At 70.8% G+C, this 25028-nt stretch carries 24 protein-coding genes; 11 read left to right on the forward strand and 13 right to left on the reverse strand.

Features of this window, described 5'->3' with window-relative positions:
- Window positions 1-710 precede the first annotated feature (710 nt).
- Window positions 711-1142 (forward strand): DUF222 domain-containing protein, encoded by a 432-nt coding sequence (locus ACWEQG_RS15365; protein ID WP_452285129.1) that lies wholly within the window; start codon window positions 711-713, stop codon window positions 1140-1142.
- A gap of 266 nt (window positions 1143-1408) precedes the next feature.
- On the opposite strand, the gene rraA is transcribed toward ACWEQG_RS15365, so the two are convergent.
- The 5 genes from rraA to mshB all read right to left on the reverse strand — a co-directional run bounded on the left by rraA (window position 1409) and on the right by mshB (window position 4938).
- The gene (gene rraA / locus ACWEQG_RS15370) at window positions 1409-1891 is read right to left on the reverse strand and encodes a ribonuclease E activity regulator RraA (protein ID WP_452285131.1); all 483 of its coding nucleotides are present in this window, start codon (window positions 1889-1891) and stop codon (window positions 1409-1411) included.
- A 61-nt stretch (window positions 1892-1952) separates the two neighbouring features.
- A complete protein-coding gene (locus ACWEQG_RS15375; RefSeq protein ID WP_452285133.1) occupies window positions 1953-2888 on the reverse strand; it encodes an MBL fold metallo-hydrolase in 936 nt (311 codons plus the stop codon).
- A 200-nt stretch (window positions 2889-3088) separates the two neighbouring features.
- Window positions 3089-3514 (reverse strand): hypothetical protein, encoded by a 426-nt coding sequence (locus ACWEQG_RS15380; RefSeq protein WP_452285135.1) that lies wholly within the window; start codon window positions 3512-3514, stop codon window positions 3089-3091.
- Between the two features lie 37 nt (window positions 3515-3551).
- Window positions 3552-3986 carry a DUF6113 family protein gene (locus ACWEQG_RS15385; protein WP_452285137.1) on the reverse strand — a complete coding sequence of 145 codons (435 nt, stop codon included), beginning with the start codon at window positions 3984-3986 and terminating at the stop codon, window positions 3552-3554.
- Window positions 3987-4032: 46 nt separating this feature from the next.
- A complete protein-coding gene (gene mshB / locus ACWEQG_RS15390; RefSeq protein WP_452285139.1) occupies window positions 4033-4938 on the reverse strand; it encodes an N-acetyl-1-D-myo-inositol-2-amino-2-deoxy-alpha-D-glucopyranoside deacetylase in 906 nt (301 codons plus the stop codon).
- A gap of 42 nt (window positions 4939-4980) precedes the next feature.
- Between mshB and ACWEQG_RS15395 the strand changes: the two genes are divergently transcribed.
- Entirely contained in the window at window positions 4981-7029 is a 2049-nt protein-coding gene (locus ACWEQG_RS15395) for a DPP IV N-terminal domain-containing protein (protein ID WP_452285141.1), read from the forward strand.
- A 1-nt stretch (window position 7030) separates the two neighbouring features.
- Here the strand turns inward: ACWEQG_RS15395 and ACWEQG_RS15400 are convergent, their stop codons facing one another.
- Window positions 7031-8779 (reverse strand): ABC transporter ATP-binding protein, encoded by a 1749-nt coding sequence (locus ACWEQG_RS15400; protein WP_452285143.1) that lies wholly within the window; start codon window positions 8777-8779, stop codon window positions 7031-7033.
- 2 nt (window positions 8780-8781) lie between these two features.
- Window positions 8782-10476, reverse strand: a complete 1695-nt coding sequence (locus ACWEQG_RS15405) for an ABC transporter transmembrane domain-containing protein (protein ID WP_452285145.1) — start codon at window positions 10474-10476, stop codon at window positions 8782-8784.
- 110 nt (window positions 10477-10586) lie between these two features.
- Between ACWEQG_RS15405 and ACWEQG_RS15410 the strand changes: the two genes are divergently transcribed.
- Both ACWEQG_RS15410 and ACWEQG_RS15415 read left to right on the forward strand, forming a co-directional pair.
- Window positions 10587-10820 carry an RNA polymerase subunit sigma-70 gene (locus tag ACWEQG_RS15410; protein WP_079316659.1) on the forward strand — a complete coding sequence of 78 codons (234 nt, stop codon included), beginning with the start codon at window positions 10587-10589 and terminating at the stop codon, window positions 10818-10820.
- A complete protein-coding gene (locus ACWEQG_RS15415) occupies window positions 10821-11378 on the forward strand; it encodes a Clp protease N-terminal domain-containing protein (protein WP_452285147.1) in 558 nt (185 codons plus the stop codon).
- A 6-nt stretch (window positions 11379-11384) separates the two neighbouring features.
- Here the strand turns inward: ACWEQG_RS15415 and ACWEQG_RS15420 are convergent, their stop codons facing one another.
- The 5 genes from ACWEQG_RS15420 to ACWEQG_RS15440 form a co-directional block, all read right to left on the reverse strand.
- A complete protein-coding gene (locus ACWEQG_RS15420) occupies window positions 11385-11735 on the reverse strand; it encodes an STAS domain-containing protein (RefSeq protein WP_452285149.1) in 351 nt (116 codons plus the stop codon).
- A gap of 136 nt (window positions 11736-11871) precedes the next feature.
- Window positions 11872-12318 (reverse strand): STAS domain-containing protein, encoded by a 447-nt coding sequence (locus ACWEQG_RS15425; protein ID WP_452285151.1) that lies wholly within the window; start codon window positions 12316-12318, stop codon window positions 11872-11874.
- Window positions 12319-12453: 135 nt separating this feature from the next.
- A complete protein-coding gene (locus ACWEQG_RS15430; RefSeq protein ID WP_363463520.1) occupies window positions 12454-13194 on the reverse strand; it encodes a succinate dehydrogenase/fumarate reductase iron-sulfur subunit in 741 nt (246 codons plus the stop codon).
- Window positions 13191-15113, reverse strand: a complete 1923-nt coding sequence (locus tag ACWEQG_RS15435) for a fumarate reductase/succinate dehydrogenase flavoprotein subunit (protein ID WP_452285775.1) — start codon at window positions 15111-15113, stop codon at window positions 13191-13193. The genes ACWEQG_RS15430 and ACWEQG_RS15435 overlap by 4 nt, the downstream gene beginning before the upstream one ends.
- A gap of 53 nt (window positions 15114-15166) precedes the next feature.
- Complete coding sequence (locus ACWEQG_RS15440; RefSeq protein WP_452285154.1) at window positions 15167-15970, reverse strand: succinate dehydrogenase cytochrome b subunit; 804 nt, start codon at window positions 15968-15970, stop codon at window positions 15167-15169.
- A 197-nt stretch (window positions 15971-16167) separates the two neighbouring features.
- Between ACWEQG_RS15440 and ACWEQG_RS15445 the strand changes: the two genes are divergently transcribed.
- The 7 genes from ACWEQG_RS15445 (at window position 16168) to ACWEQG_RS15475 (ending at window position 23951) form a co-directional block, all read left to right on the forward strand.
- Window positions 16168-17094 (forward strand): LysR family transcriptional regulator, encoded by a 927-nt coding sequence (locus tag ACWEQG_RS15445; RefSeq protein WP_452285156.1) that lies wholly within the window; start codon window positions 16168-16170, stop codon window positions 17092-17094.
- 69 nt (window positions 17095-17163) lie between these two features.
- The gene (locus ACWEQG_RS15450; protein ID WP_452285157.1) at window positions 17164-18339 is read left to right on the forward strand and encodes a PP2C family protein-serine/threonine phosphatase; all 1176 of its coding nucleotides are present in this window, start codon (window positions 17164-17166) and stop codon (window positions 18337-18339) included.
- A complete protein-coding gene (locus ACWEQG_RS15455; protein WP_452285160.1) occupies window positions 18336-19940 on the forward strand; it encodes a sensor histidine kinase in 1605 nt (534 codons plus the stop codon). Before ACWEQG_RS15450 ends, ACWEQG_RS15455 begins: the two co-directional genes overlap by 4 nt.
- Window positions 19933-20370, forward strand: a complete 438-nt coding sequence (locus ACWEQG_RS15460; RefSeq protein WP_452285162.1) for a response regulator — start codon at window positions 19933-19935, stop codon at window positions 20368-20370. Before ACWEQG_RS15455 ends, ACWEQG_RS15460 begins: the two co-directional genes overlap by 8 nt.
- Before the next feature lie 378 nt (window positions 20371-20748).
- Window positions 20749-21303, forward strand: a complete 555-nt coding sequence (locus tag ACWEQG_RS15465) for a hypothetical protein (RefSeq protein ID WP_363463513.1) — start codon at window positions 20749-20751, stop codon at window positions 21301-21303.
- A gap of 9 nt (window positions 21304-21312) precedes the next feature.
- The gene (locus tag ACWEQG_RS15470; RefSeq protein WP_452285164.1) at window positions 21313-23199 is read left to right on the forward strand and encodes a fumarate reductase/succinate dehydrogenase flavoprotein subunit; all 1887 of its coding nucleotides are present in this window, start codon (window positions 21313-21315) and stop codon (window positions 23197-23199) included.
- Window positions 23199-23951 (forward strand): succinate dehydrogenase/fumarate reductase iron-sulfur subunit, encoded by a 753-nt coding sequence (locus tag ACWEQG_RS15475; protein WP_346226997.1) that lies wholly within the window; start codon window positions 23199-23201, stop codon window positions 23949-23951. The genes ACWEQG_RS15470 and ACWEQG_RS15475 overlap by 1 nt, the downstream gene beginning before the upstream one ends.
- A gap of 49 nt (window positions 23952-24000) precedes the next feature.
- Here the strand turns inward: ACWEQG_RS15475 and ACWEQG_RS15480 are convergent, their stop codons facing one another.
- A complete protein-coding gene (locus ACWEQG_RS15480) occupies window positions 24001-24993 on the reverse strand; it encodes a hypothetical protein (protein WP_452285167.1) in 993 nt (330 codons plus the stop codon).
- Between the last annotated feature and the right edge of the window lie 35 nt (window positions 24994-25028).

A 25028-nucleotide genomic window follows, 5' to 3' on the forward strand; every position in this document is an offset into this window, starting at 1 on the left:
CGTTCATGGCGTTGCTGGAGGAGAAGATCGCCGCCGAGCTCCTGGTCCTGGTCAACGCCGAATCCCTCCCCACCGACCCCACCCCCGACACCGACCCCGCCCCCGAGCACGCTGGAAGTGCCGGCCACCCCGCGAGCGCCGACCACCCCGAGACCTCTGAGACCTCTGAAGAGACCGGGCTCCGTGACGTGCGGTCCGGCGATGACGTGACCAGACGCGCGCAGGCGAAGAGCAGCCAGCGGAGCGAGTCGCAGCAAGAGCCACAGCACAGCGCGCCACAGCAGGGCGAGTCACAGCAGGGCGAGTCACAGCAGAGCAGCTCGTCGAAGCGGCGGGAGTCTCAGCAGAGCGCGCCACGGCAGAGGGAGTCACAGGGAAGCACGTCGCAGCGGCAGGAGTCGCATTCGTGGGGTTCGCGGTGGAGCGAATGGCGATCGCCTGATCCTCCTGGGGACACCTCTGCCTCTCCCGCCCACGCCGGGCCTCTGCCTGCGGGGGAGGTCCGGCATGGGCCGGGAGGCACGGAGACGCGGTCCGGCCTGTCCGGACCAGAGCCGGAGAGGCCGACGGGATCAGAGCCGGAGGCGTCACCGGGAGCAGAGCCGGGGACGCCGCCGGGACCAGGACCGGGAGCGTCGGCCGGAGGGCTGTCGGGGGCGCGGCTGGGCACGGTGTTGGGTCCACTGTTGGGTCCACTGTTGGGTCCACTGTTGGGTCCACTGCTGGGGACGGCGCCGGGGTTGTTGCTGGCGACCGGGCAGGTGCTGCCCGTCTCCGGCGTGCACCGGCTGGCCCGCACCTCCACCCTCGTGCGCCTGGTGATGGACGCCGAGGGGCAGGTGCTCGACATGGGCCGCAAGGTCCGCCTGGCGACCCCGGCCCAGCGGCGGGCGGTCTTCGCCCGCTACGCCACCTGCTGGATCGACGGCTGTCCCCTGCCCGCCACCAGATGCCAGATCGACCACGCCGACAACTGGAGCACCGGCGGGCTGACCGACCTCAAACTCCTCGGCCCGGCCTGCCAGTTCCACAACCGCGACCGCTACCAGCACCCCGACCGCTACACCCGCCGCAAGATGGGCGAAGACCGCTGGGCCTTCACCTACCACCACCTGGCGGGAGCGCGGCCGCTGCGGGTCTAGTGCTGTGCACACCTGTTGACCGGGCTGGAGGGAGCGGAGCGGAAAGGAGCGAGGACCGCAGCGAAGGCCCAGCGAAGCGGACTTCGCGAGGACCGGAGGTTCCTTCCGGCGCAGTGACCGACTTGGCCAAGCACCACGGCAGTGACTACCGCGGCCGAGCATCATGGCACTGCCTGAACCCGGTCAAGCACCGTGACGGTGACGCCCCCGCTCAGAGGCTCCTGGTAGTCACCGACTCGGCGCGGAGACGCGCGGACAGCCCACGATCAGGTGTCGAGGCGGTGGTCGCTGACGAGGATGCCGTCCTCGTCGCTGTAGAGCCACTCCCCCGGAGCGAAGGTCACGTCCCCGAAGGTCACCGGGACGTCGACCTCTCCGAGGCCGGTCTTGGCGCTCTTGCGGGGGTTGGAGCCGAGCGCCTTGAGGCCGAGGTCGAGCCCGGCAAGGGCGGCCGTGTCCCGGACGGCACCGTTGATCACTACGCCGGCCCAGCCGTTCTTCACGGCCGAGGCCGCGATCATGTCGCCGAGCAGCGCGGTACGTAGCGACGCCCCGCCGTCGACCACCAGCACGCGCCCTCCGCCCGGCGTCGCGAGCACCTGCTTGACGAGCGCGTTGTCCTCCAGGCATCGGACCGTCGAGATCTGTCCGAAGAACCGCGTGCGGGCGCCGTACGAGCGGAACTGGGTGACGCAACTGCGCAGCGCGTCACCGTGGGCGTCGTAGAGATCGGCGGTCGCGAAGCTCATGCCGGCATTCTGTCAGGGCCGCCCGGCATGGCCCCGCCGCCCCGCCCGGAGCGCCAGCCCGTCAGGGGAGCGTACGGCTCTCTCCGACGGCGAGGTCCCACAGGTCGGCGGGGTCGAGGCCGCGGGACTCCCACACGGCGCGGGCCTCGCGCACGGGTTCCAGCAGCGGCTCGCCCGACAGCACGAACGTGCCCCAGTGCATGGTGGCCATCCGCCGCGCGCCCACGTCGAGGCACCCCTGCACGGCCTGGGCGGGATCGACGTGCGAGACCTTCATGAACCAGCGCGGCTCGTAGGCGCCGACCGGCATGAGGGCGAGGTCGATGCCCGGGTAACGCTCGCCGATTTGGGCGAACCGCTCCCCGTAGGCCGTGTCGCCGGCGAAGTAGATCCGCTGATCGCGGGAGGTGAGCACCCATCCGCCCCACAGGGTGCGGCAGGTGTCCCACAGCGTACGGCGGCTCCAGTGGTGGGCCGGGACGAAGTCGAACGTCACGTCGCCGAGACGGGCCGACTCCCACCAGTCCAGTTCGGTCACGTCGCGGAAGCCGCGCCGCCGGAACCACCCCGCGAGCCTGGCCGGTACGAAGACCGCCGTGTCCCTCGGCAGGCGGCGGATCGTCGGCGCGTCCAGGTGGTCGTAGTGGTTGTGACTGATCACGATCGCGTCGACCTTGGGCAGGTCGGACCAGGCGACGCCGGGAGGGGTCAGCCGCTGGCGCACGCCGGGGATCTTGCGGGACCACACCGGGTCGGTCAGCACGGTCAGCCCGCCGATCTGGAGGACGAACGTCGCGTGGCCGACCCAGGTCACCACGGTCTCGGTCGCGGCGGCGCGGGGCAGGCCGACGCGGTGGACGGGAATCTGGTCGCTGTCGCCGATGTCGGGCCGCAGTTGCCCGTGCCACATGACGCTCGTGACCTCGCGGAAGTCCGGGAGAGGGGCGGTCAGCCTGTCGGCGAAGCTGGACGGCCACCGGCGGGGTCCCGTCGGCACGGTCGGCACGGTCGGCGCCGGCGGCGCTACCGGAACGGAGGGAACGGGAGAAACGGGAGAAACCGAAGAAACGGGGACCTCAGGGCTTTCCGGCTGGATCGTTTGCGACATGGGGAACTCCCTTCCGCTCTCCATGATCCCCACAGGACCGGAAATATTCCTCCTACGACCGGCCGATTCCGCGCACGTCGCCTCCGCCCTCAGACGGAACGCGATCTCCTCCACCATGGATGCACCCGGGGATAACCGCCGTCGTCGAGACCGGCCATCCGCTCGAAGAGGTTCCACGAGGCCGGATGGCCGCAGACGGCGTACGAGACGGCCGAGGCGAGCACGTACAGCACGAGCATGGGCAGGCCGATGCAGAACGCGTACTGGGTGGCGTGACGGGACTCGTGGTCGAGCAGGCAGCCGGTGAGATAACCCTCCGCGTGCTTGGTGAGGATCACGTTGCCCACGGTGAACGCCCCCGCGACGGGAAAGGGGACGCGGTAGCCGTGGGCGTAGACGAGGCCGTGCTCCCCTCTGCGGGTGCGGGCTCCGCCGATCCGCGCGATCAGCAGCCCGAGAGGCGTGGAGAGGTTGACGTAGTTGATGACCTGCCGGACCCGGTGCGACCGTCGCATGCCCCCAGCATCGGCGACCGGCCCCACCTGAACAAGCTCACGCGCGGCCGTACGACTTGAGCAGCCACGAACCGGTGGAGCGGGTGACGACAACGGCCGCCGCGACCGCGACGGCCCCGCCGTACAGGTACCAGTAGCCGGCCGAGTTGCCCGCGACGGCGAGGTCTCCCGCCGGCTGCGGCGTGGCCAGCACGAACGACACGAGGAGCCAGCCGACGGCGGGGACGAGTGCGGCCAGTTTGCCGCCCATCAGCCTGCCCATGGCGTACGGCACGGCGAACAGCACCGCCAGCCAGGCGATCGCGGCGACCGGCACCTGCCCGACGTACCACGCGTGCTGGAAGCCGCCGACGACGCCGAGCACCACGCCCAGCAGGAAGAGCACGCCGTACGCCGCGCCGGTCACGACCCCGGCCAGCAGGCCGGGGGCGTCCTCGGTGGGTTCGGCGCCGAACTGCGCCTCCTGGGTCATACCGCCCAACTTAGCCGACAACTCAGGCGACATCTCAGGCGGCGATTCAGCCGATGCCGGCGAACAGGTCGGTCTCCCGGTTGTACGGCTCGCCGAGGCCGCCGACCTCGGGCGGAGCGCCGATGCCGGGCCGGCCGGGAACCCCCGCGCGCAGGATGAAGTGCTCGACCCCGAGGGCCTGCTGACCGACGTTGTTGGACAGCGCGAACCACGGCGCGTCCACGGCGATCTGCGTCGCGTGCGCCCGCATCGCGTCGAGCTTGGCCTCCACGTACGGCCGGGCGTCGATCTCCGTCGTGACGTCCTCGTCGGCGCATCCCGGCATGTCGTCGGCGGACTCCGGCACCCAGAAGTCGACGGCGGCCTCGCGCATGGTCTCCATGGTCCGCAGCAGCACCGACTTCGGCATGGCGGTGAGGTAGAACTTGGCGATCCGCCACGGCTCCCCACCGGGGAACGCGGGGTCCGCGGCCAGCTCGAAGGCCCGCCAGGCGACGCGGTGCGCCTGGATGTGGTCGGGATGGCCGTAGAAGCCGTTCTCGTCGTAGGTGACGAGGACCTGGGGTCTGACCTCGCGGATCACCGTCACCAGCTCGCCGGCCGCCTCGTCGAGGTCGGCCTGCCAGAAGCAGCCGGGACGGTCGTTGGTCGCCGCGCCCATCATGCCCGAGTCGCGCCAGCGGCCGGCCCCGCCCAGGAACCGGTGGTCGGTGACGCCGAGCGCCTTGCACGCGGAGGCCAGCTCGCCGATGCGGTACTGGCCGAGGGTGTCGTCCCTGTCGGCCGCGTGGTGGGCGAGCTCCGCGGGGATGACCTCGCCCTCCTCCCCCAGGGTGCAGGTCACGAGCGTCACGTGCGCGCCCTCGGCGACGTACTTGGCCATGGTCGCCCCGGTGCCGATCGTCTCGTCGTCGGGGTGGGCGTGCACGAGCAGCAAGCGACGGTCAGTCATGCCTCCGAGGGTAGTGCCCTTGTGCTGGCAGTATGAGGAGCTATGACGGAGAGCTTCCCACGGTTGCATGCCAGGACCCGGCGCTTCACCCTCGGGGTGCCGCGCAACTTCACGATCTCCCCTGACGGCGGTCGGGTGATCTTCCTCAGGACGAGGTCGGGCACCGATCCGGTCACCTGCCTGTGGGAGCTGGACGTCGCGTCCGGAGCCGAGCGGCTCGTCGTCGACCCCCTCGCCCTCGGCGCCGCGGACGAGGACCTGCCGCCGGAGGAGCGCGCCCGCCGCGAGCGGTCGCGTGAGTCGGCGGGCGGCGTGGTGGCGTACGCCACGGACCGGGAGGTCCGGCAGGCCGTCTTCGCGCTGTCGGGCGACCTCTACCTGACCGACCTCGCCTCCGGCGAGTCGCGGCGGCTCCCGGCGGCCGGGCCGGTCATCGACCCCCGGCTCGACCCCACCGGCGCGCGGGTCGCGTACGTCACGGGCGGCGCCCTGCACGTGCTGGACATCGCCACCGGAGCCGACACCGCGCTCGCCGAGCCGGAAGGCGACCTGGTCACCTACGGCCTCGCGGAGTTCGTCGCGGCCGAGGAGATGGATCGGATGCGCGGCTACTGGTGGTCGCCGTCCGGGGACCGGCTGCTGGCGTCCCGCGTGGACGAGTCGCCGGTGGCCCTGTGGCACATCGCCGACCCGGCCAACCCCGGCCGTCAGCCCGTCCCGCAGCGCTATCCCGCCGCCGGCACGGCCAACGCCGAGGTCACGCTGCACGTCATCGGGCTGGACGGCGCGCGTACGGCGGTGCCGTTCGAGCAGGAGTACCTGGTGACGGCGGCCTGGGACGCCCACGGTCTCGCGATCGTGACGCTCTCACGCGACCAGCGGACCATGCGCCTGCTGTCCGTCGATCCCGGCACGGGCGAGACGGCGCTCCTGCGCGAGGACACCGACCCCGCCTGGGTGGACATCGTCACCGGTGTCCCGGCCCGCCTGTCGGACGGCACCCTCGTCTGGGTCGCCGACTCCGACGGCGGTCACCGCCTCGTCGTCGGCGACAAGCCGGTCACCCCGCCGTCGCTGCAGGTCCGGGCGGTGCTCGACGTCGACGGCGACACCGTGCTCTTCTCCGCGAACGGCGACCCCAGCGAGGTCCACCTTTGGACGTACTCGGCGGGCACCATCAGCCCGGTGACCACCGAGCCGGGCGTCCACTCCGGCCGCCGCGCGGGCGGTGTGACGCTCGTGGCCCGGCAGAGCCTCGACACCGAGGGCACGACGGTGACCATCGGTTCGGTGTCCGTCAAGTCCCTCGCCGAGCGCCCCGGGCTGGAGCCGCGCGTGTCACTCGTCCGCGCGGGCTCGCGCGAGCTGTCCACGGCGGTCCTGCTGCCCTCGTGGCACGTGCCCGGCTCCGGCCCGCTGCCCGTTCTGATGGACCCGTACGGCGGGCCGCACGGTCAGCGGGTGCTGTCGGCCCGGCGGGTGTTCCTGGAGTCCCAGTGGTGGGCCGAGCAGGGCTTCGCGGTCGTGGTGGCCGACGGGCGCGGCACCCCCGGGCGCGGCCCGGCCTTCGAGCGCGAGATGCTGCACGACTTCACGATCTCGCTGCAGGACCAGGTGGACGCCCTCCAGGGCGTGGCGGCCCTGCACCCCGGCGACCTCGACCTGTCGCGGGTGGCGATCCGCGGCTGGTCGTTCGGCGGTTATCTGGCCGCGCTCGCGGTGCTGCGCCGCCCCGACGTGTTCCACGCCGCCGTCGCGGGGGCGCCGGTCACCGACTGGCGGCTGTACGACACCTGCTACACCGAGCGCTACCTCGGCCACCCGGACGAGGGGCACTACGAGAGGTCGTCCCTCCTCGGTGATGCCGAGAAGCTGGAGCGCCCGCTGCTGCTGATCCATGGCCTGGCGGACGACAACGTGGTCGCCGCGCACACGCTGCGGCTGTCGTCGGCCCTGCTCGCGGCCGGCCGCCCGCACACCGTGCTCCCCCTTTCGGGCGTCACCCACATGACGCCGCAGGAGGTCGTCGCCGAGAACCTGCTACTCCTGCAGCTCGACTTCCTCAAGAAGTCGCTGAACATCACGGGGTGAACTACCGGGCGGTGCCGTGCCAGCTGTCCCACAGCGCGGCATAGGCGCCGCCCGCCGCCACCAGCTCGTCGTGCGAGCCCAGCTCGCTGATCCGGCCGTCCTCCACCACGGCCACCCGGTCGGCGTCGTGCGCCGTGTACAGCCGGTGCGCGATGGCGATCACGGTACGGCCCTCCAGCACGGCCGCGAGCGACCGCTCCAGGTTGCGGGCGGCCCGCGGGTCGATCAGGGACGTGGCCTCGTCCAGCACGAGCGTGTGCGGGTCGGCCAGCACCAGCCGGGCGAGCGCGAGCTGCTGCGCCTGGGCCGGGGAAATCGCCGTGCCGCCGGAGCCGACGACGGTGTCCAGGGCGCCGTCGAGGGCGGCCACCCAGTCCCAGGCGTCCACGGCCTCCAGCGACCGGCGCACCTGCGCGTCGGAGGCGTCCGGCCGTGCGATGAGGAGGTTGTCGCGCAGCGTGCCGCGGAAGACGTGGTGCTCCTGGGTGACCAGGGCGACGTGCCCGCGCAGCTCGTCGAGCGGCAGCTCGACCAGCGGCACCCCGCCGACCGTGACCGACCCGCTCCCCGGCGCGTGCACCCCGGCGATGAGGCGGCCCAGCGTCGACTTGCCCGCCCCTGACGGCCCGACCATGGCCAGCCGTTCTCCCGGGCGTACGTCGAGGTCGATGCCGTGCAGCACGTCGTGGCCCGCGCGGTAGGCGTAGCGCACGCCGCTGACCTTCAGCTCCTCCCCCACCGGCCGGGCGTCGCCCGCGTTCCGGTCGTCGGGGACGTTGGCCACGCCCAGTAGGCGGGCCATCGAGGCCCCGCCGACCTGGAGCTCGTCCACCCATGACAGCAGCCGGTCGAGCGGGTCGATGAGCTGCTGGACGTAGAGCGTGGCCGTCGTCACCTGGGCCACCGTCACCCAGCCCTCGATGGAGAACAGCCCGCCGAGGAACAGGGTCGCCACGACCGGGATCACGTAGCCGAACTCGACCGCCGGGAACCACACCATGCGCAGGCCCAGGGTGTACCGCTCGGCCGCGAACGACCGGGCGATGTCCCGGTCCGTACGGGCCCGGCGGCGGCTTTCCAGGCCCAGCGCCTCGATCGTGCGCGCGCCCTCGACGGTCTCCGCCAGCCCTTCGGTCATGTCGGCGTACGCGGCGTTCTCGCGCAGGTAGCCGTCCCTGGCCCGGTTGAGGTACCAGCGGGTGGCGCCCCACAGCAGCGGCACGGCGACGAGCGACGGGACCGCCATGACCGGGCCGACGAGGATGACGGCGCCCACGACGAAGGCGCCGGTCACGACCGCGATCAGCGTCTCCGGCACGGCGTGGCGCACGCTGCGGGACAGCGCGTCCACGTCCCTGGAGGTGCGGGTGATGAGGTCGCCGGAACCGGCCCGCTCGACCGTCGAGAGCGGCAGCGCGAGCACCCGGTCGACGAACTCCTCGCGCAGCTCGGCCAGCACCTTCTCGCCCAGGCGCGACGACGCGTACACCGCGAACCTGACCAGCACCCCCTGCGCGACCACGAAGCCGGCGATGGCCAGGGCGACGGCGTCCACGCGCAGGTCGGCCCGGCCCTCGGCCAGGCCCTGCACCAGCTCGCCGAGCATGCGGGGCGCGAACAGGCCGGCGACCGCCGCGAGGGCGTGCAGGGTCAGAGCCAGGGCGAGCTCGCGCGGATACTTCAGCGTCAGCCGCCGCGCGTAGGCGCGCACCTGCGCCCGGTCGGCGACCGGCAGGATCTCGCGGGCCATGCTCAGTCTTCCCCTCTGGTGACGGTCACGCGATAGCCCGGCTCGCCGTCGAGCAGCGCCCGGTGGGTGCCTTCGGCCCGCACCACGCCGCCCTCGACGTACAGCACGTGGTCGGCGCGGTCGAGCACGAGCGGGCTGGTCGTGCAGACCAGGGTCGTGCGGCCCGCCCGCGCCTTGCCCAGCCGTTCGGCGACGCGCGCCTCCGTGTGCGCGTCCACGGCACTGGTGGGCTCGACCAGGATGAGGATCTCCGGGTCGGCGAGCAGTGCCCGGGCCAGCCGCAGCCGTTGCTGCTGGCCGCCGGAGAACTCCCGGCCCGACTCGGCCACGTGCGCGTCCAGGCCCTCGGGCAGCGCCGCCACGATGTCCTCGGCGCAGGCGGCGTACAGCGCCTGGCGGACCTCCTCGTCGCCGGCGGTGCCCCGTACGTCCAGTTCGTCGCGCAGCCGTCCGCTGAACAGCCGCGCGCCGTTGTCGGCCACCAGGACGTGCCGCCTGACCTCGGCGAGCGGCAGCTCCGCGAGCGGGCCGCCGCCGAGCGTGACGTCGCCGGGGGCGAACCCGCCCAGGCGGTCGGCGACGGCGATGGCGTCCTCCGGCGCGGCCGCCGCGAGCGCGGTGAGCCGGCCGGGCCGGACCTCGGCGCCCGACCCGCCGTCGCGGAGCGTGCCCGCACCGGTGAAGAAGCGGCCGTCGCCGCCCGCGATCTCGGGCTCCAGGGACAGGATCCGGCAGACGCGGCGCGCCGCCACGTGCCCCTTGGTCAGCTTGTCGGCGGCCTCGGTCAGCGTGCGCAACGGCGCGATCAGGAAGACCGCGTAACCGTAGAACGCGACGAGCTGACCGGGAGTGATGCGGCCCTCCAGCGCGAAGTGCGCGCCGAGCCAGGTCACGCACGCGATCAGCACGCCGGGCAGCAGGACCTGGGCGCCCTCCAGCAGGGACTCCACCGAGGCCACCCGCACGCCCGCCCGCCGTACGCGCTGCGACTCCTCGCGGTAACGGGCGGCGAAGACCTGCTCGCCGCCGACGCCCCGCAGCACCCGCAGGCCGGCCACGATGTCGGCCGCCCGGGTGGCCAGGTCGCCCTGCAGGTCGCGTTGCTCGTGCTGGCGCCGGTGCAGGGGCCCCAGCAGGGGCCCCACCGCGGCCGCCATCAGCGGCACTCCGATCAGCACGACAAGACCGAGCGGGACCGAGGTGGTGATGAGGATCACGGTCACCGCGACGACCGCGACGACCGCGCCGGCGCCCCGCAGGAGGATGTCCATCGCGTTGCCGATGTGCGCGATGTCCGAGTTGCCCACGCTGACGACCTCGCCCGTCGACAGTCGCTTCGGCAGGGTCGCCCCGAGCCTGGCCGCCTGCCGTACGGTGACCTGCACCGTGCGGTAGGCCGCCGACAGCCAGGTGATGACGGCGAAACGGTGGCGCAGGACGCCGGAGACCGCCTGGACCACGCCGAGGCCGAGCACCACCGCCGACCACTTCACCAGCGTGCCCGCGTCCCGCTGGGCCATCGCGTCGATCGCCTTGCCCAGGGCCGCCGGCACGAGTGCCTGTCCCAGCCACCACAGCACCGCCAGGCCGACTCCGGCCAGCAGCGTGGCGGCCTGGGCCCGCGCCACCCACCACAGGTAGCGGAGCGGCCCGCGGGCGTCGGGAGTGCCGGGATCGGCCACAGGAAGAGAGCGCATGGTCGTTCCAGGCTCGCAAACACGCAGGTCGAGGGGCAAATCGTTTTCCCTGCAGGATCAATGCGTCAACCAAGGTTGACATAGCTCGCGTGTCAACCTATGTTGACGACATGAGCGATACGGCACAGCTGGCGAGCGACGCCGGCAGCCGCGATCCGGCCGTCGGTCTGCGGGCCGTACGGGCCTTGCGGCTCCTGGTGGAACGGCTCGAAGCGCTGCAGGTGGAGAACGCCCGCACCGCGGGGTGGTCCTGGCAGGACATCGCGCTCCTGCTCGGGGTCTCCCGGCAGGCGGTGCACAAGAAGTACGCGGGCGGGCGAGGACTGCTGAGACGGGAGAAGTAGATGCTGGAGAGATTCACCGACGACGCGCGGCAGGTCGTCATAAACGCCAACGAGCAGGCCAGAGAGCTCCGGCACAGGCAGGTGGGCACCGAGCACCTGCTGCTCGGCCTGCTGAGCCGCCCGGAGACGTTGTCCGCCCGGCTCCTCACGGCCCGCGGGATCACCCGTGATCGGGTGCGGGCCGAGGTGGTCCGGATCCTCGGCGAGGCCACGGGCGGGGACATCGACGCCGAGGCCCTGGAGTCGATCGGCATCGACCTGTCGGCCGTCCGGGAGAGAGTCGAGGAGGTCTTCGGCGTCGGGGCCCTCGACCGGGAGCCGCGTCGCGACCGCCGGGGCGCGCTCCTCAGCGGGCGCCGGGCCCCGTTCGGCCCGCGGGCCAAGAAGACGCTCGAACTCGCGCTGCGCGAGGCCATCGCGCTGAAGAGCAAGGAGATCCGCGACGGGCACATCCTCCTCGGCATCATCCGGGAGGGCGAGGGCCTGGGCGTCCGCATCCTGACGGACGCCGGGGTCGACCTGCCCGCGCTCCGTACGGAGGTCAGGAGCGCCCTGTGACCGGCGTCAGTCGTCCAGCGCCGCCAGGGCGTCCGGGAGAGTCTCGTAGATGGGGAACGCGGCGTGCAGCCCGGTCACCGTGAGGATTCTCCGGAAGACGCCCCGGACGCCGGCGAGCTTCATGAAGCCGCCCGCCTCGACCGCGCGATCGTGCGCCTCCAGCAGCAGCCGCAGGCCCATGGAGTCGCAGAAGGTCAGCTCGGACGTGTCCACGACCAGCCGGGTGTTGCCCTCGTCCGACAGCTTGCCGAACACGGTGCGCAGCCGCTCGCTGGAGATCACGTCCAGTTCGCCGGTCACTGTGACGAGAACGTGCGTCGCCTCATGGCTCACCGTGACGCCAAGTCTCGTCGTCATTACCTGTCCTCGGTCCGAAGATCTTCACCCGGAAGATCTACAGAGAAGTTACACCTCTAATTACCCCGGCAGGCAGGGGGAGGCAAGCAATCGGGCTTCACCTTCGCGGAGGACAGACGGTGCGATCCGGCGCGGCTCAGCGGTCGCCGGCGGTTTCGTACACTCCGCCCGAGCCGGCGCCCGAGTCGCCCTCGTCCCGAGGGCGGCGCGGACCGGCGTCCGCGGCCTGGCTGAGCGCCTCCGCGACGGTCTCATGCTGCTCGAACACGTTGCGCAGCCCGGTGATCGTCAGCACCCGGCGCAGCACGCCCTGCACTCCGGCCAGGATCAACCGGACGTTCAGCGCCTGACCGCGCTGCAACGCGGAGATCAGCTCGCTCAGCCCACGCGAGTCGCAGAACATGACCTCGGCGACGTCGAGCACGAGGACGGACGTCTCGGGCGACTCCCAGACCCGGCGCAACTCGTCGCGGAGGAGGTGGACGGTGCCGGCGTCGAGATCCCCTTCCACACGCACGACGACGGCCGCGCCGTGGACCGCGGACGCGACCTTCAAAGTGGAACGTGGACCGGACACAGACATGCTCACTCCCTCGCCTGCGGGGTCACGGCAGGCGTGTTACGCCAACACAAAGGACACGTTACCCGGGAGGCGGGGGGATTAGTCGCAGGGAAGGCGTGAGCCGTGCGGCTCACGCCTTCGCTGTACACGGTTGCACTACTTGGAGGCGGCCTTGAGGTAGTCGGCGTTCATCTGGGCGATCGTGTCGAACGGGATGCCCTTGGGGCACACCGCCGTGCACTCGCCGGTGTTGGTGCAGCCGCCGAAGCCCTCGGCGTCCATCTGCTCGACCATCGCCCGGGCGCGGGACTCGCGCTCCGGCTGGCCCTGCGGCAGCAGGCCCAGGTGGGTGATCTTCGCCGCGGTGAACAGCGAGGCCGAGCCGTTGGGGCAGGCCGCGACGCATGCGCCGCAGCCGATGCAGGTCGCGGCGTCGAAGGCGGCGTCGGCGTCGGCCTTCGGCACCGGGACGGAGTGCGCCTCGGGGGCGGACCCCGCGGGGACGGAGATGAAGCCGCCCGCCTGGATGATCCGGTCGAACGCCGACCTGTTCACCACGAGGTCCTTGATCACCGGAAACGCCGCGGACCGCCACGGCTCGATGGTGACGACGTCGCCGTCCTTGAAGTGCCGCATGTGCAGCTGGCAGGTCGTGGTGAGCTTCTGCTCGCCGTGCGCGACACCGTTGATGACCATGCCGCACATGCCGCAGATGCCCTCGCGGCAGTCGTGGTCGAAGGCGACCGGGTCGTCGCCCTCCAGGATCAGCCGCTCGTTCAGCACGTCGAGCATTTCCAGGAACGACATGTCCGGCGAGACGTCTTCGACCCGGTAGGTCACCATCCGTCCCTTGTCCGACGCGCCGTTCTGCCGCCAGATCTTGAGGGTCAGGTTCACTTGTAGCTCCGCTGGGTCATCTTGACGTACTCGTAGTCGAGCTCTTCCTTGTGCAGGACCGGGCCGTCCGGGGTCCACTCCCACGCCGCGACGTAGGCGAAGTTCTCGTCGTCGCGCAGCGCCTCGCCGTCCGCGTCCTGCGACTCGGCCCTGAAGTGACCGCCGCACGACTCCGTACGGTGCAGCGCGTCGATGCACATCAGCTCGGCGAGCTCGAAGAAGTCGGCCACCCGGCCGGCGCGTTCGAGCGCCTGGTTGAGTCCCTCGGCGTCGCCCGGCACCTTGACGTTGTTCCAGAACTCCTCGCGCAGCTCGGGGATGCGCTCCAGCGCCTTGCGCAGCGACTCCTCGGTGCGCTCCATGCCGCAGTAGTCCCACATGATCCGGCCGAGCTCGCGGTGGTAGGAGTCCGCGGTGCGGTCGCCGTTCACGGACAGGAGCTTGTCGATCTTGTCCTGCACCGCCTTCCTGGCCTCCGCGACGTCGCCCTCCTCGACCGGCCCGAACGAGCCGGCTCCGGCGAGGTAGTCGCCGATCGTCGTCGGCAGCACGAAGTAGCCGTCCGCCAGGCCCTGCATGAGCGCCGAGGCGCCCAGGCGGTTGGCGCCGTGGTCGGAGAAGTTGGCCTCGCCGATCACGAACAGCCCGGGGATCGTCGACTGCAGGTCGTAGTCCACCCACAGGCCGCCCATCGTGTAGTGGACGGCCGGGTAGATGCGCATCGGCACCTCGTACGGGTTCTCGCCGGTGATGCGCTCGTACATCTCGAAGAGGTTGCCGTACTTCTTCTCGACCGCGTCGCGGCCCAGCCGGCGGATGGCGTCGGCGAAGTCGAGGTAGACGCCGAGGCCGCCGGGGCCGACGCCGCGGCCCTCGTCGCAGACGTTCTTGGCGGCGCGGCTGGCGATGTCACGCGGGACGAGGTTGCCGAACGCCGGGTAGATGCGCTCCAGGTAGTAGTCGCGCTCGTCCTCGGGAATGGCGCCGGGCGCGCGGTCGTCGCCCTTGCGCTTCGGCACCCAGACTCGGCCGTCGTTGCGCAGCGACTCCGACATCAGCGTCAGCTTCGACTGGTGGTCGCCGCTCTGCGGGATGCAGGTCGGGTGGATCTGCGTGTAGCAGGGGTTGCCGAAGTAGGCGCCCTTCTTGTGCGCCCGCCAGATGGCCGTGGTGTTGCAGCCCTTGGCGTTCGTCGACAGGAAGAACACGTTGCCGTAGCCGCCGCTGGCGAGCACGACGGCGTCCGCGAGGTGGGTCTCGATCTCCCCGGTGACCATGTCGCGGACCACGATGCCCCGGGCCCGGCCGCCGCTGACGATGAGTTCGAGCATCTCGTGGCGGGTGTGGACCTCCACGTTCCCCGCCGCGACCTGCCGCTCCAGAGCCTGGTACGCGCCGAGCAGGAGCTGCTGGCCCGTCTGGCCGCGGGCGTAGAAGGTCCGCGACACCTGGGTGCCGCCGAAGGAGCGGGTGTCGAGCAGGCCGCCGTACTCGCGGGCGAACGGCACGCCCTGCGCCACCGCCTGGTCGATGATGTTCACGCTGACCTGGGCGAGGCGGTACACGTTCGACTCGCGGGCGCGGTAGTCGCCGCCCTTCACGGTGTCGTAGAACAGCCGGTAGACGCTGTCGCCGTCGCCGCGGTAGTTCTTGGCGGCGTTGATGCCGCCCTGCGCGGCGATCGAGTGGGCCCGGCGGGGCGAGTCCTGGTAGCAGAACGACTTGACCTTGTAGCCGAGCTCGCCGAGCGTGGCCGCGGCGGAGCCGCCGGCCAGACCGGTGCCGACGACGATGACGGTCAGCTTGCGCTTGTTGACCGGGTTGACCAGCTTGGCCAGGAAACGACGCTTGTCCCAGCGGTCCTCGATGGGACCCTCCGGCGCCTTGGTGTCCCGGATGGGCTCGCCCACCCGGTACATCCCGGGGAGGCTCACGCGCTCCTCCTGCTGCTGCTGGGGGCGGCGGCGGAACTTCACTTGACCACTCCGATCATGATGCAGATGGGCGCGGCGACGAATCCGAGCACCAGCACCGCGGAGACCGCGGCGGCGCCCGTCTGCAGCGCGCCGCGAGAGCGGGGGCGGCGGGTCAGGCCGAGCGACTGGAACGCGCTCCACAGGCCGTGGCGCAGGTGGAGACCGATCATCACCATGGCGACCAGGTAGAACACCGTCACCCACCAGCGCTCGGGCTGGAAGCCGGCGATCATCCGGTCGAACGGCGTGGCGTCGCCGCCCTTGGGGTTGACCGTGCCGAAGGTCATGTCGAGCAGGTGCCAGATCACGAACAGCAGGATGATCACGCCGCCGTACCGCATGGTTTGCGTGGCGTACCCCTTGGCCTGCGACTTCCGCTTGGCCGCGTACTTGACGGGCCGCGCCTTGGCCGCCCGGCGGGCGAGCGACACGGCCGCCCACATGTGCAGCACGACGCAGAGCGCGAGCACGATCTCGGTGATCGTCAAAATCGTCCGGTTCGGCAACGCGGGCGCGCCCACGGTGCGCAACCATTCGGCATAGTGGTTGAAGGAGTCCGCACCCAGGAAGATCTTGAGATTGCCCAGCATGTGGGCGATCAGGAAGAGCACGAGAACGGCCCCCGTGACGGCCATGACGGCCTTCCTGCCGGCCGAGGTGCCGAGCAGGCCGCGACGGTCAGGCGTACGCGGCGCGGCCCCGGCGGGCTTGCGAGGTGCGTCGTGCGCGGGAACCGGCGCGGTCGCCGAACCCCTGTCCACAGAAGCAGGGTCCACGGAGTGGTCAACAGTCGCAGTCACGTGAATAGACGCTAGGTTCGCGCTTTTCAAGCGTCCAAGTCATGACAGGTCTGGTTTCGATAGCCGCCGGCTATGCGCTCTGTCCCGCACGGTTTCCCAGAGTCGAAAGTCACAAGGTGTGCGACGAAATTCACACCCGTTCCCCGCACGGGACCCGCATCGAGCCGGTTCCGGCGATAGCCCTAGGCTATTGAGCTGTGCAGCTCCAGCAACTGGCCTACTTCATGGCCGTGGCCGAGACGCGGCACTTCACGCAGGCCGCGGAGCGGATGCGGGTCGCGCAGCCGTCGCTGAGCAAGCAGATCAAGAGTCTGGAGACCGAGTTGGGAGCGCCCCTGTTCAGCCGGGCGCGGGGCAACGTCACGCTGACCCCCGCGGGTGAGGCGCTGCTCCCGCTCGCCCGTCGCATGCTCGCCGACGCCGAGACCGCCAGGCGCGAGATCGCCGAGCTGGCGGGGCTGCGGCGGGGGCGGGTGCGCCTCGGGGCGACCCCGTCGCTGTGCGCCGGGCTGCTGGCCGACGCGCTGGCCCGCTTCCACCACGACTACCCGGGGGTGGAGCTGCGGGTGGAGGAGGGCGGGTCCCGCGACCTCGTCCGCGATCTCGCCCGGGGTCAGCTCGACCTGGCGCTGATCATCCTTCCGCTGCAGAGCAGCGACCCGTCCCTGGTGACCCAGGAGATCCTGAGCGAGAACCTCGTCGTGGCCTCCACGTCGGCCCGGGGGCGCAGGTCGTACATGCGGATCGAGGACCTGCGCGGACGGCCCATGGTCATGTTCCGCCGCGGCTACGACGTGCGGGAGGCGACGCTGGCGGCCTGCCGGCAGGCGGGCTTCGAGCCGCGCTTCGCGGTGGAGGGCGGGGAGATGGACGCGGTGCTGCGGTTCGTCGAGGCGGGGCTGGGAATCGCGGTCGTGCCCTCTATGGTGCTGGAGAACCGGCCGAGGCTGACGGGCACGCCGCTGCTGCCCGGGCTGCGCCGTACGGTCGCCCTCGCCCACCGCAAGGACGTGGAGCCGACCCGGGCGGCGCAGGCCTTCCGTGGGACGCTGTTGTCGTTCCTCGGCGAGGCGGCGCGTGACGGCACGCTTCCTCAGGGAATAGAGGCGCTCGTTGATGTGTGAGCCCTATCGGGCCGCCCCCAGACGATAGGTTTGTGCCCACGATGATCCCGACGCTGACGAGAGGCGTTCGTGACCCCCGTCTCACCTGATCTGCCCGATCCGCTCACCCTCCTGCTGATCGAGGACGACGCCGGCGACGCGTTTCTCGTCGAGGAGTTGCTGGCGGGCGCCGAGAGGCCGCCGAAGATCACCTGGGCGCGGACGCTCGCCGAGGGGCGGGCGCGGCTCACCGACGACGTGCAGTGCGTGCTCGTCGACCTCTCCCTTCCCGACGCGTCGGGACTGGAGGCGCTTCAGCAGATCCTCGCCATGGCCACGGACACGGCGGTGCTCGTCCTCACCGGACTCGGGGACTCGCACGTCGGCATCGAGGCGGTCGCGGCCGGGGCGCAGGACTTCCTGGTCAAGCAGGACGTCGACGCCCGGCTGCTGATCCGCGCCATCCGGTACGCGATCGAGCGCAAGCGCGCCGACCTCGCCATGCGCGAGCTCCTGCAGGAACGCATCGTCAGCAAGGAGAACTCCCGGCTCGAACGCGGCCTGCTGCCCGTCCCCCTGCTCGACCCCATGCTCCTGCACCACCAGGCCCGCTACCTTCCCGGACGTACGGGCGGGCTGCTCGCGGGCGACTTCTGGGACACCGTGCAGACGCCCGACGGCGCGGTCCACGTGCTGATCGGCGACGTGTGCGGGCACGGGCCCGACGAGGCCGCGCTCGGCACGGCCCTGCGCATCGCCTGGCGCACGCTGGTGCTGGCCGGGCAGACCGGCAACGACGTGCTGCGCACGCTCGACACGCTGCTGCGGCACGAGCGCAAGTCACCGGAGATCTTCACCACGATGTGCAGCGCGACCATCGCCCCCGACCTGACCACCGCCCGTCTGCACGTGATCGGCCACCCGCCGCCGCTGCTGCTGCGCGACGGCGTGCTCGGCGTGGTCACCGAGACGCCGTCCGGCCCGCCGCTGGGGATCTTCCCGGACATCCAGTGGTCGCCCATCGACATCACGCTGGGCGACAGGTGGTCGCTGCTGCTCTACACCGACGGCCTGATCGAGGCCACGGTGGGCGAGAACCGCGACCTGCTCGGCACCGAGGGGCTCGCGAACCTGATCCGCGCCCAGGACGGCATCGACCTCGACCGCATCATCGCCAGCCTCGACGGCGCAATGCACGACGACGTCGCCGCCGTGCTCGTGGCCCGCGGCCACCCCGAGCAGCGTGTCCGGGAGGCCGGAGCATGACCGTGTCCGACTCCGTTCAGGGGCCGGACGTCACGACCCCGCCTCCGCTGCCCCCGCTCGCCCCGTCCGAGCGGGGCTCCCGCCTGCCGGTCGGCCGATGGTTCCTGCTCGCCGGAGCGGGCGTCCTGGTCATCTTCCTGATCGCGCTCGCCGCGATCCTGCTCGCGCTCTCCACGACGTACGACGCCCGGCGGACCCTCGTCGACGCGGTCGACCCCGCCGCTCTGCAGACGCTTCGGGTAGCCCGGGCGGTGCAGACGCAGGAGGGCGCGATCCGCGGCTACGGGCTGACCGGCGAGCAGCAGTACCTCGACAGCTATCGCCAGGGCGTCGCGGAGGAGCAGTCGGCCAAGGACGCCATCGCCAAGCTCGTCCCCGATCTGCCCCAGGGTTACGGGGTGCGCCGTCAGATCCGCGAGCTCACCGACGCCACGGTCGCGTGGCGGCGCGACTACGCCGAGCCCGTGGTCGCGCGGACGCTCGAGAGCGGCCCGGGCCCGATCACCGACCTGGCCAGGCACAACCTGCAGCGCTTCTCGGCGGTCAGGACCGCCCTGGACCAGCAGCAGGCCCTGCTGGGGCGGCTGCACGACGTCGCCAGGGACCGGCTCTACTCCGGGTGGAACACCATCTACTGGGCGATCGCGGCACTGGCCGGCGCGATGGTGCTGGCGATCGTGTTCTGCGCGCTGATCGTGCGCCGCGCCGTCGCCGGCCCGATCGCGCAGCTCACCCGGCAGGTCCGGGCCGTGGCCGCCGGCGACTTCGACCACGAGCTCGGGGTCGAGCGGCCGGCCGAGCTGTGGGAGCTGTCCGGCCACATCGACGGGATGCGCCGCCGCATCATGACCGAGTGGCAGTCGTCGGTCGAGGCCCGCCAGCAGCTCGCCGAGCAGACCGAGGAGCTCAAGCGCTCCAACCGGGAGCTGGAGCAGTTCGCCTACGTGGCCAGCCACGACCTGCAGGAGCCGCTGCGCAAGGTGGCGAGCTTCACCCAGATGCTGGAGCAGCGCTACGCCGACCGCCTCGACGACCGCGCGCGGCAGTACATCGGCTTCGCGGTCGACGGCGCCCGCCGCATGCAGTTGCTCATCAACGACCTGCTCGACTTCTCGCGGGTGGGCCGGGTCGGCGGCGAACGGGAGGAGATGGACACGGGCGACGCGCTGGCCGCCGCTCTGCGCAACCTCGACTCCCGGCTGTCGGAGACCGGCGCGACGGTCACGAACGACGACATGCCCAAGATCCTCGGCAACCGCACGCTGCTGACCCAGCTCTTCCAGAACCTGGTCAGCAACGCGCTCAAGTTCCGTTCCGAGGATCCTCCCCGCGTCCACATCGGCGTACGGCGGGACGGCGACACGTGGGAGTTCAGCTGCGCGGACAACGGGATCGGCGTCGATCCGAAGTACGCCGACCGGATCTTCCTGATCTTCCAGCGCCTGCACGCGAGGGACGTCTACCCGGGAACGGGAATCGGACTGGCCCTATGCCGCAAAATCGTCGAATATCATGGCGGCCGGATCTGGCTCGACACGAACGAGAGCGCCGGAGCCACGTTCCGCTGGACGCTGCCGGCCCTGGGAGATCCCGATGACTGAACTCCGCCCGATCGAGGTCCTCCTGGTCGAGGACGACCCGGGCGACGTCCTGCTCTGCCAGGAGGCGTTCTCCGACAACAAGGTCGGCAACAACCTCCACGTGGTCAACGACGGCGAGCAGGCGCTGGCCTTCCTGCGCGGCGAGGAGCCGTACATTTCGGCGCCCCGGCCCGACCTGGTGCTGCTCGACCTCAACCTGCCCCGGGTGAACGGCTTCGAGGTGCTGGAGGAGGTCAAGAAGGACCCCTCCCTGCGGAGCATCCCCGTTGTGATCCTGACCACATCGGAGGCCGAGCAGGATATCCTTCGTGGATATAACCTGCACGCCAACGCGTACATCACCAAACCCGTGGATTTCGACCAGTTCACGCGGGTAGTACGGCAGGTCGACGAATTCTTCGTGACCGTGGTCAAGCTGCCGGGGAAGTGACCGAGATCACATGGAGGAGGAGTGACCCTCCTCACACTTCGTGATGTGCTCGTCGTAATGTGTGCCCCACCAATAACGCGCACGGCCTGAGCAGTACGGCGCGGTCGCTCCGGCGTGCGCGGAGTCAGTGAGGGTGGAAGGTCTCCGATGACCCAGACAACGGCCGAGAGCGCGGCAAGGAAACAACGCGCGCAGATCAGGGTGCGCACTCTTCGCACCGACCGATGGTGGCTTGCCCCGGCGTTCACGTTCGCCGGGCTCCTGTTGTTCTTGATTTACGGTGTGTGGGCGACCTTTGACGGGAGCTACTTCACCGACCCGTACATTGCGCCTTTCTCGTCGCCGTGCCTGGCGACGTCATGTCCCGAAGGGGCCCGGTTGTTCGGGTTCGCCCCGTTCGGTGACTGGTACGCGCTGCCGCCCGGGATTCTGATCCTCGGACTGCCCGGTGGGTTCCGGCTCACCTGCTACTACTACCGCAAGGCCTACTACCGGTCGTTCTGGCTGTCGCCGCCGGCGTGCGCCGTGGCCGAGCCGCACGGGAAGTACACCGGCGAGACGCGTCTGCCGCTGATCCTGCAGAACATCCACCGCTACTTCTTCTACTTCGCCATCGTCATCGGCCTGATCCTGACGTACGACGCGGTGCTCGCACTGGTGCACAGGCCCGCCGGGCTGGGCAGCTGGATCCTGCTGGCGAACGCGGCGCTGATCCTCGGCTACACGTTCGGCTGCCACTCGTGCCGTCACATCACCGCCGGGCGCCTGAACCACTTCTCCAAGCACCCGCTGCGCTACAAGGCGTGGACCCTGGTCTCGAAGCTCAACGCGAAGCACCAGAAGTTCGCCTGGGCCTCGCTGTTCTCGGTCATGATCGCCGACCTGTACGTGCGGCTCGTCGCCAAGGGCGTCATCAACTTCCCGTTCGCATAAGGATTTCAAGTGGAGCGTCACGAATACGACGTCGTCGTCATCGGAGCCGGTGGAGCGGGGCTCCGCGCGGCGATCGAGGCGCGGCAGCAGGGCAAGCGGACGGCCATCGTCTGCAAGTCGCTGTTCGGCAAGGCCCACACGGTCATGGCCGAGGGCGGCGCCGCCGCCGCGATGGGCAACGTCAACAGCAGCGACAACTGGATGGTGCACTTCCGCGACACCATGCGCGGCGGCAAGTTCCTCAACAACTGGCGGATGGCGGAGCTGCACGCCAAGGAGGCCCCGGACCGGGTCTGGGAGCTGGAGGCCTGGGGCGCGCTGTTCGACCGCACCAAGGACGGCAAGATCAGCCAGCGCAACTTCGGCGGTCACGAGTACCCGCGGCTCGCCCACGTGGGCGACCGTACCGGCCTGGAGATGATCCGCACCCTGCAGCAGCGCGTCGTCGCCCTGCAGCAGGAGGACGAGAAGCTGCACGGCGACCCCGAGGCGTACATCAAGGTCTTCGCCGAGTGCACGATCACCCGGCTGCTGAAGGACGGGGACGCCATCTCCGGCGCCTTCGGCTACTGGCGCGAGACGGGCGAGTTCATCGTCTTCGACGCCCCCGCCGTGGTCCTGGCCACCGGCGGCATCGGCAAGTCGTTCGTCGTCACGTCGAACTCCTGGGAGTACACCGGTGACGGTCACGCGCTGGCCCTGCTCGCCGGCGCGAAGCTCATCAACATGGAGTTCATCCAGTTCCACCCGACTGGCATGGTCTGGCCCCCGTCGGTGCGCGGCATCCTGGTGACGGAGTCGGTGCGCGGCGACGGCGGCGTCCTGCGCAACTCCGAGGGCCGCCGCTTCATGTTCGACTACATCCCGGACGTGTTCAAGGACAAGTACGCCACGACCGAGGAGGAGGCGGACCGCTGGTACGACGACCAGGCCAACAACCGGCGTCCGCCGGAGCTGCTGCCCCGTGACGAGGTGGCCAGGGCCATCAACGCCGAGGTGAAGGCCGGACGCGGGTCACCGCAGGGCGGCGTGTTCCTCGACGTGTCCACCCGCCTGCCGGCCGCCGAGATCACCAGGCGGCTGCCGTCGATGCACCACCAGTTCAAGGAGCTGGCGGACGTCGACATCACCAAGGAACCCATGCAGGTCGGCCCGACCTGTCACTACATCATGGGCGGCGTCGAGGTGGACGCCGACACCGGCGCGGCGTCGGTTCCCGGGCTGTTCGCGGCCGGCGAGGTCTCCGGCGGCATGCACGGCTCCAACCGCCTCGGCGGCAACTCGCTGTCCGACCTGCTGGTGTTCGGCCGCCGGGCCGGCGCGGGAGCCGCGGCGTACGTGGACGGGCTGGTCAAGCGGCCGGTCGTGACCGGCGTGGAGGAGGCCAAGGCCGAGGCCCTGGCCCCGCTGGAGCGCAGCGGCGGGGAGAACCCGTACGAGGTCCACCACGAGCTGCAGCGCACGATGAACGACCTGGTCGGCATCATCCGCAAGTCCGAGGAGATCAGCGAGGCCCTCCAGGTCATCGAGAAGCTCAAGGAGCGGGCCAAGAACTGCGCCTCCTCGGGCAGCCGGATCTACAACCCCGGCTGGCACCTGGCGCTCGACCTGCGGAACATGCTCCTGGTGAGCGAGTGCGTGGCGAAGGCCGCGCTGCTGCGTGAGGAGAGCCGCGGCGGTCACACCCGCGACGACTACCCGGGCATGTCGGCCGAGTGGCGGCGAAGGCTGCTGGTCTGCTCCGCCTCTCCGGACGGCACGTCCGCCACGGTCGAGGAGAAGATCCAGCCGTCCATGCGGGGCGACCTCATCAGCCTGTTCGAGCGCTCCGAGCTGGAGAAGTACCTCACTGAGGAAGAGCTGGCGGAATACGACGCCGCGGTCAAGGAGTCGTGATGGGATACAAGGCGAAGTTCCGCATCTGGCGCGGTGAGGGCGGCGAGGGCCGTCTGGAGGACTTCACCGTCGAGGTGAACGAGGGCGAGGTCGTCCTCGACGTCATCCACCGGCTCCAGGCCACACAGGCGCCCGACCTCGCGGTCCGCTGGAACTGCAAGGCCGGCAAGTGCGGGTCGTGCTCGATGGAGATCAACGGCAAGCCCCGGCTGGGCTGCATGACCCGGATGTCCACCTTCGAGGAGAGCGAGACCATCACGGTCACGCCGCTGCGGACGTTCCCGGTCATCAAGGACCTGGTGACGGACGTGTCGTTCAACTACCAGAAGGCCCGCGAGATCCCGTCGTTCACGCCGCCGGCCGACGTCAAGCCGGGCGAGTACCGCATGCAGCAGGTCGACGTGGAGCGGTCGCAGGAGTTCCGCAAGTGCATCGAGTGCTTCATGTGCCAGAACGTCTGTCACGTGATCCGCGATCATGAGGACAACAAGCCGAACTTCGCCGGCCCGCGCTACCTCATGCGGATCGCCGAGCTCGACATGCACCCGTACGACGTGGCGGATCGCAAGGAGTCGGCGCAGGAGGAGCACGGCCTCGGCTACTGCAACATCACCAAGTGTTGCACCGAGGTCTGCCCCGAGCACATCAAGATCACCGACAACGCGTTGATCCCGATGAAGGAACGCGTCGTCGACCGGAAGTACGACCCGCTGGTCTGGCTGGGCTCGAAGATCTTCAAGCGTCAGCGCTGAGCCCGGGGAGGAAGCGCCGATCGGCCGGTCCGATCGGCGCTTCTCGGTTTCAGCGGCGGGTGCCCGGGTCCTCGCCGGGGCCGGTGGCCTCGGCCCAGGGGTCGGCCGGGGCCGGATACTGCTGGCCCTGTGCCTGCATCTGGGCCTGCTGTGCCTGCATCTGCGCCTGCATCTGGGCGGGGTCCACCGGCGGATAGCCGTACGGCTGGGCGTAGCCGTACGGCACCGGGTAGCCGTAGGGCTGCTGCTGCTGCGGATATCCCATGGCGTAGGACTGGACGGGCACGAAGCCGACCATCGGGGCGTAGCCGGGAGTGGCCGCCGGGTACGCCGCCGGCTCGGGAGTGGCCGTCCGCGCCGCGGCCGGGCCTCCCCGCCGTACGGCGGCGGCGTGCGCCATCCTCCGCAGCCGGCCCTCGAAGATCAGCCAGGCGATCAGCGCGATGCCCACGAGCACCCCGGCGGGGATGGCGAGCCGGTGGGCCAGCGTCGGCTTGTCGTACTCCGGAGACGCGTTGCGGATCTCGATCGGCACCGTCTCGGGATCGGGCTGCTCGAACGACGCGCCCGCGGTGGGGGTCTGCTGCGCCACGTCCGGCGACGCGGACGCCTGGGGCAGCAGCACCTGTCCGTCGTCCTCCGGGGACGGGCTGGGACTCGGGGTGGGGGCGTCGGTCAGCGCGGGGAGCGTCTGCGTGGTCTGCGGCGGGAGGTCCTGCTCCGTGGTGGACGCGGGGGGAGCGGTGGTCGTCGCGGCCGGCTTCGGCGTCTTCGGCTTGGTCTGCTTCGGCGTCGGCGTGACGGTGACGGTCTTGGTCACCACCGGCTCGGCCGTGGGGCTCGCCGCCGCCGAGCCAGTGGGCGACGGCGTCGCGGTGACGGTGACCGTGACGACGGCGCACTGGGGGTCCGCGGGGTCGCACGGCTCCACCGGCTCGGCGTTCGCGCCGATCACCGGGCCCATGGCCAGGATCGCCACCGTGGCGAGGGCCACGGACGCGGCCGCCGAGGAGGCGGCTCTCATGTACGCGCGTCCGATCACCGCTCGCCTCCCGTTCGGCCCGGCTTCGAGGTCAA

This window comes from Microbispora sp. NPDC004025 (assembly GCF_053604425.1).

Coding starts and splice junctions, on each gene's coding strand:
- ACWEQG_RS15425 (WP_452285151.1), bottom strand. CDS start 12,318: ATGTCTGTGTCCGGTCCACGTTCCACTTTGAAGGTCGCGTCCGCGGTC.
- ACWEQG_RS15405 (WP_452285145.1), bottom strand. CDS start 10,476: ATGCGCTCTCTTCCTGTGGCCGATCCCGGCACTCCCGACGCCCGCGGG.
- ACWEQG_RS15455 (WP_452285160.1), top strand. CDS start 18,336: ATGACCGTGTCCGACTCCGTTCAGGGGCCGGACGTCACGACCCCGCCT.
- rraA (WP_452285131.1), bottom strand. CDS start 1,891: ATGAGCTTCGCGACCGCCGATCTCTACGACGCCCACGGTGACGCGCTG.
- ACWEQG_RS15460 (WP_452285162.1), top strand. CDS start 19,933: ATGACTGAACTCCGCCCGATCGAGGTCCTCCTGGTCGAGGACGACCCG.
- mshB (WP_452285139.1), bottom strand. CDS start 4,938: ATGACTGACCGTCGCTTGCTGCTCGTGCACGCCCACCCCGACGACGAG.
- ACWEQG_RS15415 (WP_452285147.1), top strand. CDS start 10,821: ATGCTGGAGAGATTCACCGACGACGCGCGGCAGGTCGTCATAAACGCC.
- ACWEQG_RS15435 (WP_452285775.1), bottom strand. CDS start 15,113: ATGTACCGGGTGGGCGAGCCCATCCGGGACACCAAGGCGCCGGAGGGT.
- ACWEQG_RS15410 (WP_079316659.1), top strand. CDS start 10,587: ATGAGCGATACGGCACAGCTGGCGAGCGACGCCGGCAGCCGCGATCCG.
- ACWEQG_RS15400 (WP_452285143.1), bottom strand. CDS start 8,779: ATGGCCCGCGAGATCCTGCCGGTCGCCGACCGGGCGCAGGTGCGCGCC.
- ACWEQG_RS15420 (WP_452285149.1), bottom strand. CDS start 11,735: ATGACGACGAGACTTGGCGTCACGGTGAGCCATGAGGCGACGCACGTT.
- ACWEQG_RS15395 (WP_452285141.1), top strand. CDS start 4,981: ATGACGGAGAGCTTCCCACGGTTGCATGCCAGGACCCGGCGCTTCACC.
- ACWEQG_RS15475 (WP_346226997.1), top strand. CDS start 23,199: ATGGGATACAAGGCGAAGTTCCGCATCTGGCGCGGTGAGGGCGGCGAG.
- ACWEQG_RS15380 (WP_452285135.1), bottom strand. CDS start 3,514: ATGCGACGGTCGCACCGGGTCCGGCAGGTCATCAACTACGTCAACCTC.
- ACWEQG_RS15385 (WP_452285137.1), bottom strand. CDS start 3,986: ATGACCCAGGAGGCGCAGTTCGGCGCCGAACCCACCGAGGACGCCCCC.